Genomic DNA, 13,061 nt, shown 5'->3' with positions numbered 1-13,061 from the left:
AGCGGAGATATGCATCAACTTGATGTGTTTCATCAGGCAAATGAACTTGCTCCAGACGATCTGCGCGATTATGGTGCGCCACCTTTAGCCCCCGCGTGGACGGGGGCGACCAACTGCCATACCGGAGTTTCGCAATGCTGAAAGGCTCAATCACCGCTCTCGTAACGCCCTTCCTCGAGGATGGTTCGTTCGACGAGAAAGCCTTTCGCAGCTTCGTTTCCTGGCAGATCGCCGAGGGCACCAATGGCCTCGTCCCGGTTGGCACGACCGGTGAATCGCCGACGCTGTCGCACAGCGAACATAAGCGCGTGGTCGAGGTCTGCATCGAGGAAGCCGCGGGCAAGGTGCCGGTGATCGCCGGCGCCGGCTCCAACAACACCCGCGAAGCCATTGAACTCGCAGAGTTTTCGCAGAAGGCGGGGGCAGACGCCATTCTTGTGGTGACGCCCTATTACAACAAGCCGAACCAGCGCGGGCTTTACGCACATTACAAGGCGATTGCCGAAGCTGTAACGCTGCCGATCATCATCTATAACATTCCGGGCCGCTCGATCATCGACATGACGCCGGAGACGATGGGTCAGCTCGCACACGACTTCAAGAACATCAAGGGTGTGAAGGATGCGACCGGCAAGATCGAGCGCGTTTCCGAGCAACGCCTGACCTGCGGCAAGGAATTCATCCAGCTTTCCGGCGAGGATGCGACCGCGCTCGGCTTCAACGCGCATGGCGGCGTCGGCTGTATCTCGGTTACGTCCAATGTCGCGCCGCGCCTCTGTGCCGAATTCCAGGCGGCGACACTTGCCGGAGATTACGACAAGGCTGTCGAATTGCAGGACCGGCTCCTGCCGCTGCACAAGGCTCTGTTCCTGGAGCCAAATCCGTCCGGCCCGAAATATGCGCTCGCCAAGCTCGGCAAGATCAAGAACGCATTGCGCTCGCCGCTCGTGGCGGTCGAGGCTGCAACCGCCGAGCGGATCGACAGGGCCATGCAACATGCCGGTTTGATCAACTGACAAATCAGTTGAAACGCACTATATAGCCTGCATGAACAAGCCGAAATCTGCGTCAAAACCCACGACGGCTCGCAAGATCATTGCCGAGAACCGTAAAGCGCGCTTCAACTTCGAGATTCTCGACACGCTCGAGGCTGGCCTCGTCCTTGCGGGTACGGAGGTCAAGTCGCTGCGCCGTAACCAGTCAAACATTGCCGAAAGCTATGCCAGCTTCGAGAACGGCGAGTTCTGGCTGATCAACAGCTATATTCCGGAGTATCTCGAGGCCAACCGCTTCAACCATGAACCGCGCCGTCACCGCAAGCTACTGATCAACAAGCGGGAAATGTCGCGGCTGGCGCAGTCGGTCGACCGCGAGGGCATGACGGTCGTTCCGCTGAAGCTCTATTTCAATGACCGTGGCCGGGCGAAGCTCGAGATCGCCGTCGCGCGCGGCAAGAAACTGCACGACAAGCGCGAGACCGAAAAACAGCGCGACTGGAACCGCGAGAAGTCCCGGCTCCTGCGCGATCGCGGCTGATACCCTTGAGCTGTTGAAGGTGGACCTCGGGCTCTTCCCGAGGACCCATGTTCCTTACCGGTGCCGCAATGAAGTCCGGGGCAACTGATCCCTAGACCCATGAACGTGCTGCGCGCCAGATTCAAACCGGCCGGTTGTGCGGCTGGAAGAGCCGTCCGCGTTCGGCGATGAGCACAAACACCAATCCGATCAGCGACAGGACGAAGAAGCCGGCGACGAGCGGCAGCGTCGTGCCGTTAAAGGCCTGGCCGATCACTGCCCCGACAATGCCGCCGCCGGCCGTACTCATGAAGCCGAGGACCGACGAGGCAGTGCCCGCCACGTGCCCCAGCGGTTCCATCGCCAGCGCGTTGAAATTCGAGCCGATCCAGCCGAACTGGAACATCGCCAGTGCGAACAGCAGCAGGTAAATCGGGAACGGCGTCGGATTTGGTCCAAGGATCGTCAACAGCAGCCAGAATCCATTGACGGCAAGGAACGAGAGGAGAGCGCCATGGGACAGGCGGCGCATGCCGAACCGGCCGACAAGGCGCGAATTCAGGAAGGACGACACGGCCATGGTCACGGCGACCGCTGAAAACGCGACCGGGAACCACACACCAAGATCATAGATGCCGACGTAGATCTGCTGGGCCGAATTGATGAAGCCGAACAGCGCGCCGAAGATAAATGAATTCGCCAGCGTGTAGCAAAGCGCGACGCGATTGGTGAGCACGATCCTGAAGCCTTGCAACACCGATTTGAGGGTGAAGGGGCGAACATCGGCCGGATCGAGCGTTTCCGGCAGGCGCAGGTAGACCCAAACCAGAACCGCGCTCGCGATCGCAGCCATGAAGATGAAGATGAGGTGCCAGTTGCCGAACAGCATGACTGTCTGGCCTGTTCCCGGCGCGATGACCGGGACGATCATGAACACCATCATGATAAGCGACATGACCTCCGCCATGCTGCGGCCGCCATAGACGTCGCGCACGATCGAAATGGTAATGACGCGCGTTGCTGCCGAACCAATGCCCTGCAGCAAACGGAACAATAGAAGCGACGTGAAAGTCGGCACGAACACGCAGGCGAGCGCCGAGCCGATATAGACGACGAGGCCGACGAACATCGGGACGCGGCGGCCGAAGCGGTCGGAGATCGGGCCGTAGAACAGTTGCGAAACGGCAAAACCCATCAGATAGGCCGAGATGACATATTGCCGATGATTTTCGCTGGCAACGCCGAGGCTCGCGCCAATCTGCTGCAGGCCGGGAAGCATGATGTCTATGGCAAGCGCATTGATCGCCATCAGCATCGCCATCATCGCGATGAATTCCGCTTTCCCCATTCCCCTCAGGCGGGCGGCGGAAGTGGTCGTCGAACTGTCCATGATCAAACCTGCAAATATCAACAAAGACAAAGGCGTCGGAGCGGCCGACGCCTTTCGAAACAAGGTACCGGGCAATCCCGGAACCGATTGGAACTATTGCGTAATCAGGCGGCCTTGGTAGCGACGCCCTTTTCGCTGAGGAGGTTTTGCAACTCGCCTGCCTGGAACATTTCGCGGATGATGTCGCAACCGCCGACAAATTCACCCTTCACGTAAAGCTGCGGAATGGTCGGCCAGTTGGAATAGTCCTTGATGCCCTGGCGCAGTTCGTTGGATGAAAGAACGTTCACGCCCTTATAGTCGACGCCGATATAGTCGAGAATCTGCACGACCTGGCCGGAAAAGCCACATTGCGGAAAGCCGGGCGTTCCCTTCATGAAGAGAACGACGTCGTTGCTCTTGACCTCACTGTCGATGAATTCATTGATACCGCTCATTTCGGCAACCTTTCACCCCAAGATGTGACGAATCGTCATTTCATGGTTCAATTGTTTTCGTTGTTTACAGATAGCGCTTCAATTTAGTCAAAACAAGGCTGGTGAGGGTGTCATATCGTATCATCATCGCTGCCGGCATGCTCCTTGCGGCAATCGCGGCGGGATTATTTGCCCAACTTGAGCAATTGCGGCCGGCGCCCGGAGCGTCAGGAGGTTCCATGGTTTCGCTTCCCTTCGACCGCAAGGACCTGCCGGCCACTTGCCGCACTGTGGACTTCGAGGGAAGCAGCAACATCGTGTGCGAGGTAGATCTGCGCTCCTTTGACGTCCGGCTTGGCCTTTATGGTGCGGATGGCAAGCCCTATGGCTCACTCACATCATTCATAGCGGGACAATCGGCCTCGGCAAGGCTCGTTCTCTCGATGAATGCCGGCATGTACGAGCCCGACATGACGCCGGTTGGCCTTTACGTCGAGGAGGGGAAAACAATTGCGCCTCTCAACACTGGAGAGGCTCCAGGCAACTTCTACATGAAACCGAACGGCGTGTTCTTCGTCGCAAAAGACGGCACGGCTGGCGTTGTTTCGACCGAAGCCTACGCGAAGGCAGCCCCTGTTGTTCGCATTGCCACCCAGTCGGGGCCCATGCTTGTCATCAACGGGGAGGTGCACCCGCGCTTCGAACCCAACGGCACGTCACGCTACATCCGCAATGGCGTCGGCGTCCGCGATTCGAATACGATCGTGCTGGCGATTTCAACGGAACCGGTCAGTCTCGGCCGTTTTGCGCGCCTTTTCAGGGATGAGCTTGGCTGCCCCAACGCTCTATTCTTCGACGGGATGATTTCTGCACTGTCCAACGACCGGAATGTGTTGCTTGGAGGAACCGATCCGGTGGGACCGATTCTGGCAGTGTACGAAAAGTCTTAGTCCGGGGCGCTCGTCTGCAGGGCGAGGGCGTGCAGTACGCCCCCCATATTGCCCTTCAATGCGTCGTAAACCATCTGGTGCTGCTGCACGCGCGACTTCCCGCGAAAACTTTCCGCGACAACCTCGGCAGCATAGTGATCGCCGTCACCCGCGAGGTCGCGGATTGTCACTTTTGCATCCGGAATGGCGTCTCGAATCATTTTCTCGATGTCGCGTGCATCCATTGCCATGCTGTTCTCTCCTCAAGCGGCCTGATTCTTATCGTCCACGTAACCGCTCATATAGTCAGGGAACCACGATTCGTGTGCTTGTGTCAGGTCTGACACAGATATGGAGAGCAGACCGCCGATCGTCAATGCGTTGCCGCCCACTGTCCCAAGCTTGCGGAACGGGAGACCGGAACCTTCGGCGTTCAGGCTGATCATATTTGCCGCATCGGGCGCCACGGCAACGACGTAACGGGACTGATCTTCGCCGAACAGCAAGGCATGCGGCGCGCCTTCGCCGATCTCGACCGTCGCACCCTTGCCGGAGGCCATGCACATTTCAGCCAATGCGATGGCGAGGCCGCCGTCCGACAGATCGTGGCAAGCGGTCAACTGGCCGTTGCGGATCGCCGAGCGGACGAAATTGCCGTTGCGCTTTTCGACGCCGAGATCGACTGCTGGCGCCGGACCGTCGGCGCGACCGTGCAGATCGCGCAGGTAGATCGATTGTCCGAGATGCGTGCCGTCGACGCCGAGCAGGATCAGCACGTCGCCATCCTTCATGCCGCCGACCTTGGTGGTTTTCGTCCAATCTGGAATGAGGCCGACACCGGCAATGGTCGGCGTCGGCAGGATCCCTTGGCCGTTGGTTTCATTATAGAGCGAGACATTGCCCGAAACGATCGGGAAAGAGAGAGCCCGGCAGGCCTCGCCGATACCGCCGATCGCCTTGACCAACTGGCCCATGATCTCCGGGCGCTCCGGATTGCCGAAATTGAGGTTGTCGGTGGCCGCCAAGGGTTCGGCACCGACAGCGGTGAGATTGCGCCAGCATTCGGCCACCGCCTGCTTGCCGCCCTCGAAAGGATCGGCCTCCACATAGCGGGGCGTTACATCGGAAGAAAAAGCGAGCGCCTTGGTTCTGTTGCCGTCGACACGGACAACGCCGGCATCGCCGCCGGGAACCTGCAGGGAATTGCCCTGAATCAGCGTATCATATTGCTCATAGACCCAGCGCCGCGACGAAAGATCGGGCGAGCCGACCAACTGCAGCAGCGCCGCGCCATAGTCTGCGACTTCCGGCACATTGGCGGCGGGCAGCGGTGCATGCTTGCCGGGTTCCATCCACGGGCGGTCATATTCCGGCGCCTGGTCGCCGAGGTCCTTGATCGGAAGGTTGGCGACTTCATGTCCGCCATGCAGCACACGGAAGCGCAGATCGTCCGTTGTGTAACCGACAATGGCAAAGTCCAGGCCCCATTTACGGAAGATCGCTTCGGCTTCCTCTTCCTTTTCCGGGCGCAGCACCATGAGCATGCGCTCCTGGCTTTCGGAGAGCATCATCTCATAGGCCGTCATGCGCTCTTCGCGCACGGGAACACTGTCGAGATTCAGCTCGATGCCGAGATCGCCCTTGGCGCCCATTTCAACCGCCGAGCAGGTCAGACCGGCCGCGCCCATATCCTGGATGGCGATGACGGCGCCGGAGGCCATCAGTTCAAGCGATGCTTCGAGAAGGCACTTTTCCGTAAACGGATCGCCCACCTGAACGGTCGGGCGCTTTTCGTCGATCGATTCATCGAATTCCGCCGAGGCCATGGTCGCGCCGCCGACGCCGTCGCGGCCCGTCTTGGCGCCGAGATAGACGACGGGTAGGCCGACGCCCTCTGCCTTCGAATAGAAAATCGCGTCGGTCTTGGCGAGGCCGGCCGCAAAAGCGTTTACGAGAATATTGCCATTATAGCGCGCGTCGAAATTGACCTCGCCGCCGACCGTCGGAACGCCGAACGAATTGCCGTAGCCGCCGACACCCTCGACGACGCCGGAAACGAGGTGGCGGGTCTTCGGATGGGCAGGGTCGCCGAAGCGCAGCGCATTCATCGCCGCGATAGGCCGGGCGCCCATGGTGAACACGTCGCGCAGGATGCCGCCGACGCCCGTCGCAGCGCCCTGGTAGGGCTCGATATAGGAGGGGTGATTGTGGCTCTCCATCTTGAAGACCACGCATTCGCCGTCGCCGATATCGACCACGCCGGCGTTTTCGCCAGGACCCTGGATGACCTGCGGTCCGGTGGTCGGCAGGGTGCGCAGCCACTTCTTGGAAGACTTGTACGAGCAGTGCTCGTTCCACATGGCGGAAAAGATGCCGAGCTCCGTAAATGTCGGCTCGCGTCCGATGAGATCGAGAATACGCTGGTATTCATCCGGCTTCAGCCCGTGCGAGGCAACGAGTTCCGGTGTAATCGGGCGGGTATCGGGATTTGTCATGGGTTCTGGAGCATCCTTGGCGACGGGGCGGCTTTCGGCCACTCTTTAACCTATGTGGTGCGGTCGCGCGACAGGAAAATAGCCCAAATCGACAAAGCCCCGGCATGCCCGAAACGACCTGCTCTTGTTCGGGAGATGGGCCGCGCGTAACGTCATGTCGGATCATTTCATGGGGAGACAGGCATGACGTGCAGGCTTCAGGACAAGGTGGCGATCGTATCCGGCGGCGCCACGGGAATGGGGGGAGCGGCGTCGAAGCTCTTCGCCGCAGAGGGCGCAAAAGTCGCCATCGTCGATCGCAACGAGGCGGCCGCCGCTGCAACCGTTGCCGAGATCAATGCGGCGGGCGGCGAGGCCGCCTATTTCGTTGCCGATGTCTCGGATGAGGCTGAAGTGAACAGGGCCGTTGAAGCGACGTTCGAGCGCTTCGGCCCGGTTACCGTATTGTTCAATCACGCCGGCACAATCGTCATCAAGCCGTTCCTCGAAACGACGCTCGAGGAATGGGATTGGCTGCATGCGGTCAACGTGCGCTCGATGTATCTGATGACGCGGGCGGTAATCCCTCACATGCTCGAGGCCGGCGGCGGCTCGATCGTCTGCACCTCGTCGATCTCGGCGGTTGCCGCAACGCCGATGGAAGTGCTCTACGATACGACCAAGGGCGCGTGCCACATGTTCGCGCGCGCGATCGCCGTCGAGTTTCGCGACCGCAACATCCGCTGCAATGCGGTTTGCCCCGGCTTCATCCGCACCCCGCACGGCTTGCGCGAGGTGGATGAATTGCAAAAGCGCGGCGTCGATGTATCGGACGCGGCCATGCAGGCGGCGCAGGGCCGGATCGGCGAGCCGGAGGAAGTTGCGCGCGCGGCGCTGTTTCTTGCCAGCGACGAATCCTCCTTCATCACCGGTACGCATCTCTTCGTCGACAATGGATTTACAGCGATCTAGTCGACTGTGCTAAGCTTGCCGCGGGCACCTTAACAGCCGACTCTAGGGAGACGGACGATGACGGCTTACCTGATTGCTGACGTGAAGGTGACGGACGATAAATGGATACCGAAATACGCGGCGGCGGTGCATGACATAGCGCACAAGCACGGCGGCAAGTACCTGTCGCGCAGCGGCAATATTACGTTGCTGGAGGGAAAGCCGCTCGACACGACGTTGATTGCGATCATCGAGTTTCCTTCGACCGAAGCGGCCGAGGCCTTCGCCAGCGATCCGGAATACGCGCCCTATGCGAGTGCGCGGCAGTCAGGCAGCGAGAGCCGCTTCCGCATCATCGACGATACGGATCTTGCCGGGAGCATCCCCTATCTGCCGAAAGGGTGATTCCCGATCAGGCTAGGCAGTGATGGCGTCGAGGTGTTTTCGCACCTCGGCGAACACGCTCTTGAACATGGCTTCGGTCAGGCGGCCGGTGTTGGTGTTGTAGCGCGAGCAGTGATAGCTCGAAAAAATCTGGACATTGCCAATCTTGGCTCTGCCGCCATGGCTGAATGGATGGGCGGACACCGGCTGCTTCAGCGCGCGAATTGTCGATTGGTGCGCAATGGTTCCGAGCGTCACTATGGCGCGCAGACCGGCAAATTGTTCGATGGTCGGAGTCAGGAAGCGGCGGCAATTGCTGATCTCGCCGCCGACGGGCTTGTTCTCCGGCGGAACACAGCGCACCGCATTGGTGATGGCGGTATCGATCAGCTGCAATCCATCGTCCGGCCGCGCCGCAAAGGTGCCGCGGGAAAAACCGAACTCGCTCAGCGTTCCATAAAGAAGGTCACCGGCGTAATCGCCCGTGAAGGGCCGGCCCGTACGATTGGCGCCGCGCAGGCCGGGCGCCAGGCCGATGATGAGCAGACGAACGGATTGAGCACCAGCGGCCGGCAGGAACGTCGGAACGGGCGCGTTGTGCCACCCCGGTTCCTTGTCCCGCCAAGCGGCGATGAAATCATGCAGACGCGTGCAAATAGGGCAGTCCGGAGAAGGCTCCGGACCCGTCAATTCTGCGATCAATAATCGACCTGTTCTTCTTCGACGCGGCGTGGTGTCCGTTCGGAAGGCTCGCGGCCGATTTCAGCACGCAGCGACACGAGGTCGATGAAGTGATCGGCCTGGCGGCGCAGTTCGTCGGAGATCATCGGCGGCTGCGTCGACAGCGTCGATACGACGCTGACCTTGCGGCCCTTGCGCTGCAGCGCTTCAACGAGCGAGCGGAAGTCGCCATCGCCGGAGAAGATGACGAAATGGTCTACCGTGTCCGTCAGTTGCATGGCATCGACGGCAAGTTCGATGTCCATGTTGCCCTTGATCTTGCGGCGGCCCGCAGAGTCGGTGAATTCCTTCGCCGGCTTGGTTACAACCTTATATCCATTGTAGTCGAGCCAATCGATCAGCGGACGGATCGAAGAATACTCCTGATCCTCAACCAGTGCAGTGTAGTAATACGCACGAAGCAGGTAGCCGCGCTTGTGGAAAGCAGCGAGCAGCTTGCGATAATCTATATCGAAGCCGAGTACCTTGGAAGCCGCGTAGAGATTTGCACCGTCAATGAACAAGACGATCTTTTCTCGTGGATCAAACATAATAACGTTCCATTTCAAAAATCTAAGCTTAACTTCAAATCAGCTTGCTTATAATAGAGCCCGATCTGAACTTAATACGAAAGTAGGATATTTAGTACGTCGGGTCGAGGCAAAAGCCAAGAGGTTCGTTGATATTTTGTCGAGGTTTCCGCCGATATGCGGTGATTGGCCCGCGGCGCGAAGTCGTAAATCGCGCGAAAGCGTCAATATGCGTCGGTGGCTTTTGCTTGTTTTTTGCGTTCATCCGCGTTATGTGCGGAGCAATCCGCTAATTCAGAGAAAAATGAAAGGGGCAGTTTATGGCCCGTGTCACTGTTGAAGATTGCGTTGACAAGGTTGAGAACCGGTTCGAACTCGTTCTCCTCGCCAGTCACCGCGCGCGCCTGATTTCCCAGGGCGCAGCGATCACGATCGATCGCGACAACGATAAGAATCCCGTGGTTGCCCTGCGTGAAATCGCCGATGAGACCCTTTCGCCGGGCGATCTTAAGGAAGATCTGATCCATTCCCTGCAGAAGCACGTCGAAGTCGATGAGCCCGAAGCTGTTGCCGTACCGCAGGTGACTGCCGGCGACAATGTGGCAGCCGATGTCGATGCCGACAGCGAAGCCGAAGACAATGTTTCCTTCGACTCCATGTCGGAAGAGGAACTGCTGGCCGGAATCGAGGGTCTTGTGGCCCCGGAAAAGAGCGACGACTACTAAGTCAAATGTCGCGCTCTGGCGCGGCAGCGGCCGGCAAGGCTTTTGATGCGTCGCAGCTTTCTGCGGCGCATTATTTTTGCGGCTCCCGTGGTGCAATACCATATAGTCGCCATAACAATTTCGTGTTCGGCCAATTCTGTGTGTGAGGTCTTCGTCCATGATGCGTCAGTATGAGCTTGTCGAGCGTGTCCAGCGTTACAAGCCTGACGTCAATGAAGCGCTTCTGAACAAAGCCTACGTCTATGCCATGCAGAAGCACGGCCACCAGAAGCGCGCGTCGGGCGATCCCTATTTTTCGCATCCCCTGGAAGTCGCAGCAATTCTCACCGACATGCATCTCGACGAGGCGACAATCGCCATCGCCCTGCTGCACGACACGATCGAAGATACGTCCGCGACCCGCCAGGAGATCGACACGCTGTTCGGTCCGGATATAGGCAAGCTCGTCGAAGGACTGACCAAGCTCAAGAAACTCGATCTCGTCTCGAAAAAGGCGGTGCAGGCGGAGAACCTGCGCAAGCTTCTCCTTGCGATCTCCGACGACGTGCGGGTCCTCCTCGTCAAGCTCGCCGATCGCCTGCACAATATGCGCACGCTGCATCACGTACCGGAAGACAAGCGCCTGCGGATTTCCGAGGAGACGATGGATATCTATGCGCCGCTCGCCGGTCGCATGGGCATGCAGGATATGCGCGAGGAACTGGAGCAACTCGCCTTCCGCTACATCAATCCCGAGGCCTTCAACGCCGTCACCAACCGGCTCGCGGAACTGATGGAGAAGAACCGCGCGACGTTGAAGCAGATCGAGACCGACCTCTCCAACCTCTTTGCCAAGCATGGCATCAAGGCCAGCGTCAAAAGCCGCCAGAAGAAGGCGTGGTCTGTGTTTCGCAAGATGGAAAGCAAGGGCCTGTCATTCGAGCAACTGTCGGATATCTTCGGCTTTCGCGTCGTCGTCGATACCGTCGCCGATTGCTACAACGCGCTTGGCATTATCCACACCACCTGGTCGATGGTGCCTGGCCGCTTCAAGGATTACATCTCGACCCCGAAGCAGAACGACTACCGCTCGATCCATACCACCATCGTCGGGCCGTCGCGCCAGCGTGTCGAACTGCAGATACGCACCCGCGAGATGAACGACATCGCCGAATATGGCGTTGCGGCGCACTCGATCTACAAGGATCGCGGCAGCGCCCAGAACCCGCATGTGATTTCGACCGAGACAAACGCCTATGCCTGGCTGCGCCAGACCATCGAGGCGCTTGCCGAGGGTGATAATCCCGAAGAATTTCTCGAACACACCAAGCTCGAGCTTTTCCAGGATCAGGTCTTCTGCTTCACGCCGAAGGGCCGGCTGATTGCCTTGCCGCGCGGCGCGACCCCCATCGACTTTGCCTATGCGGTCCACACCAATATCGGTGACAGTTGCGTCGGGGCAAAGGTGAACGGTCGCATCATGCCGCTCATGACCGAACTCCACAATGGCGACGAAGTGGAGATCATACGCTCCAAGGCGCAGACGCCGCCGGCCGCCTGGGAATCGATCGTCGTTACCGGCAAGGCGCGGGCTGCCATCCGCCGCGCCACGCGCATCGCCGTTCGCAAGCAATATTCTGGCCTCGGCACGCAGATCCTCGAGCGCGCCTTCGAGCGGGCAGGGAAGGTCTATTCGCGCGACGAACTGAAGAAGGGGCTGCAACGCCTCGCACGCAAGGAGCTCGACGATGTGCTTGCCGCCGTCGGCCGCGGCGAACTGCCGTCGTCGGATGTGATGAAGGCCGTCTATCCCGAATATCAGGACTCCAAGCCGAAGCCCGCTGCCGAACGCGAGGAGGGCTGGGTCAATTTCCGCAATACGTCCGGCATGATCTTCAAAATGCCGGAGGGCGCGGAAGCCGAGGGCATGACGCCCGGCGGTCCTAATGCATTGCCGATCCGCGGCGCAAGCCCCGACATGCCGGTGCACTTCTCGCCGGAAGGTGCGGTGCCGGGCGACCGGATCGTCGGCATCCTGCAGCCTGGCGCTGGCATGACCATCTACCCGATCCAGTCTTCGGCGCTGATGGCCTATGACGATCAGCCGGAACGCTGGATCGACGTTCGTTGGGACATCGACGATAACAGCCGCGACCGTTTTCCGGCCCGTATCAGTATATCGGCCATCAACGCACCCGGCTCACTCGCCGAGATCGCGCAGATCATCGCCGAGAACGAGACCAATATTCACAATCTCTCGATGGTTCGCACCGCGCCCGACTTTACCCAGATGATCGTCGATCTCGAAGTGTGGAACCTCAAGCATTTGAACCGGATATTGTCGAAACTTAAAGAGAGCAAATGTGTCAGCGATGCGCAGCGCGTCAATGGCTAGCAGGAATTGATTGAGGGAAAGATGAACACGAGCGAAGTTCTGGATGTATTCCGTGATGCGGGTGCGATACTCGAAGGTCATTTCATTTTGACGTCGGGCTTGCGCAGTCCGATCTTCCTGCAGAAGGCGCGGGTTTTCATGCATGCGGACAAGACCGAGCGCGTCTGTAGCGCCCTCGCCGAGAAGATCAGGGCGGCCGGGCTTGGCCAAATTGACTATGTGGTCGGGCCGGCCATCGGTGGTATCATCCCGGCCTACGAAACCTCCCGCCATCTCGGTGTTCCGGCGATCTGGGTCGAGCGCGAAAACGGCATATTCAAGCTGCGCCGGTTCGACATAGCTAAAGGCGCGCGGGTGGTTATCGTGGAGGACATTGTAACAACAGGGCTTTCGATCCGCGAGACGGTAACGTGCCTGAAGGAGCTAGGTGCAGAGGTATTGGCAGCCGCCTGCATTATCGACCGTTCCGCCGGCAAGAGCGATGTCGGCGTGCCGCTGGTTGCTTTGGCCGAGTATGAAGTGCCTGCCTATCCCGCGGATAAACTTCCGCCGGAACTTGCCGCAATTCCGCCCGTTAAACCGGGTAGTCGCAACATCTGATCCCTTATTTGGCAGAGGCGACGACGCGGCTTATTGCCGGCGGCGCGGCATAT

General features: G+C 59.4%; 14 protein-coding genes. 8 read left to right on the top strand and 6 right to left on the bottom strand.

Going from position 1 to position 13,061, the window contains the following annotated elements:
• The first annotated feature begins 134 nt into the window (after nucleotides 1-134).
• Together dapA and smpB are read left to right on the top strand one after the other, a co-directional pair.
• Complete coding sequence (dapA, locus tag GF108_RS09885) at nucleotides 135-1,016, top strand: 4-hydroxy-tetrahydrodipicolinate synthase (RefSeq protein ID WP_153667811.1); 882 nt, start codon at nucleotides 135-137, stop codon at nucleotides 1,014-1,016.
• Between the two features lie 31 nt (nucleotides 1,017-1,047).
• A complete protein-coding gene (smpB, locus tag GF108_RS09880; RefSeq protein WP_027229872.1) occupies nucleotides 1,048-1,536 on the top strand; it encodes an SsrA-binding protein SmpB in 489 nt (162 codons plus the stop codon).
• A 121-nt stretch (nucleotides 1,537-1,657) separates the two neighbouring features.
• On the opposite strand, the gene GF108_RS09875 is transcribed toward smpB, so the two are convergent.
• Together GF108_RS09875 and grxD are read right to left on the bottom strand one after the other, a co-directional pair.
• A complete protein-coding gene (locus GF108_RS09875) occupies nucleotides 1,658-2,863 on the bottom strand; it encodes a multidrug effflux MFS transporter (RefSeq protein ID WP_153668241.1) in 1,206 nt (401 codons plus the stop codon).
• Nucleotides 2,864-3,009: 146 nt separating this feature from the next.
• Nucleotides 3,010-3,342 (bottom strand): Grx4 family monothiol glutaredoxin, encoded by a 333-nt coding sequence (gene grxD, locus GF108_RS09870; protein ID WP_027229870.1) that lies wholly within the window; start codon nucleotides 3,340-3,342, stop codon nucleotides 3,010-3,012.
• 218 nt (nucleotides 3,343-3,560) lie between these two features.
• On the opposite strand from grxD, the gene GF108_RS09865 reads away from it, so the two are divergent.
• Entirely contained in the window at nucleotides 3,561-4,271 is a 711-nt protein-coding gene (locus tag GF108_RS09865) for a phosphodiester glycosidase family protein (protein WP_246663898.1), read from the top strand.
• Here GF108_RS09865 and GF108_RS09860 read toward each other — a convergent pair.
• Complete coding sequence (locus GF108_RS09860) at nucleotides 4,268-4,501, bottom strand: BolA/IbaG family iron-sulfur metabolism protein (protein ID WP_027229868.1); 234 nt, start codon at nucleotides 4,499-4,501, stop codon at nucleotides 4,268-4,270. The genes GF108_RS09865 and GF108_RS09860 overlap by 4 nt on opposite strands.
• Nucleotides 4,502-4,513: 12 nt before the next feature.
• Complete coding sequence (purL, locus tag GF108_RS09855) at nucleotides 4,514-6,745, bottom strand: phosphoribosylformylglycinamidine synthase subunit PurL (protein WP_153668239.1); 2,232 nt, start codon at nucleotides 6,743-6,745, stop codon at nucleotides 4,514-4,516.
• Nucleotides 6,746-6,928: 183 nt separating this feature from the next.
• On the opposite strand from purL, the gene GF108_RS09850 reads away from it, so the two are divergent.
• Complete coding sequence (locus GF108_RS09850) at nucleotides 6,929-7,696, top strand: SDR family NAD(P)-dependent oxidoreductase (protein WP_153667810.1); 768 nt, start codon at nucleotides 6,929-6,931, stop codon at nucleotides 7,694-7,696.
• Between the two features lie 57 nt (nucleotides 7,697-7,753).
• Nucleotides 7,754-8,080, top strand: coding sequence for a DUF1330 domain-containing protein (locus GF108_RS09845; protein WP_027229865.1), 327 nt, complete (start codon nucleotides 7,754-7,756; stop codon nucleotides 8,078-8,080).
• A 12-nt stretch (nucleotides 8,081-8,092) separates the two neighbouring features.
• On the opposite strand, the gene GF108_RS09840 is transcribed toward GF108_RS09845, so the two are convergent.
• Both GF108_RS09840 and GF108_RS09835 read right to left on the bottom strand, forming a co-directional pair.
• Entirely contained in the window at nucleotides 8,093-8,758 is a 666-nt protein-coding gene (locus GF108_RS09840; protein WP_370462151.1) for a uracil-DNA glycosylase, read from the bottom strand.
• The gene (locus tag GF108_RS09835) at nucleotides 8,758-9,330 is read right to left on the bottom strand and encodes an NYN domain-containing protein (RefSeq protein ID WP_027229863.1); all 573 of its coding nucleotides are present in this window, start codon (nucleotides 9,328-9,330) and stop codon (nucleotides 8,758-8,760) included. The genes GF108_RS09840 and GF108_RS09835 overlap by 1 nt, the downstream gene beginning before the upstream one ends.
• 299 nt (nucleotides 9,331-9,629) lie before the next feature.
• On the opposite strand from GF108_RS09835, the gene rpoZ reads away from it, so the two are divergent.
• From rpoZ to pyrE, 3 genes are all read left to right on the top strand, one after another.
• Nucleotides 9,630-10,034 carry a DNA-directed RNA polymerase subunit omega gene (gene rpoZ / locus GF108_RS09830; protein ID WP_027229862.1) on the top strand — a complete coding sequence of 135 codons (405 nt, stop codon included), beginning with the start codon at nucleotides 9,630-9,632 and terminating at the stop codon, nucleotides 10,032-10,034.
• Nucleotides 10,035-10,191: 157 nt separating this feature from the next.
• Nucleotides 10,192-12,408, top strand: a complete 2,217-nt coding sequence (locus GF108_RS09825) for a bifunctional (p)ppGpp synthetase/guanosine-3',5'-bis(diphosphate) 3'-pyrophosphohydrolase (RefSeq protein WP_091948855.1) — start codon at nucleotides 10,192-10,194, stop codon at nucleotides 12,406-12,408.
• A gap of 21 nt (nucleotides 12,409-12,429) precedes the next feature.
• The gene (gene pyrE, locus GF108_RS09820) at nucleotides 12,430-13,008 is read left to right on the top strand and encodes an orotate phosphoribosyltransferase (RefSeq protein ID WP_153667808.1); all 579 of its coding nucleotides are present in this window, start codon (nucleotides 12,430-12,432) and stop codon (nucleotides 13,006-13,008) included.
• The last annotated feature ends 53 nt before the right edge of the window (nucleotides 13,009-13,061 follow it).

Origin of the sequence: Phyllobacterium sp. SYP-B3895, assembly GCF_009647635.1 — a bacterium.
Classification (GTDB): Bacteria; Pseudomonadota; Alphaproteobacteria; order Rhizobiales; family Rhizobiaceae; genus Phyllobacterium; species Phyllobacterium pellucidum.
This window is presented reverse-complemented; position numbering and strand designations above follow the sequence as displayed.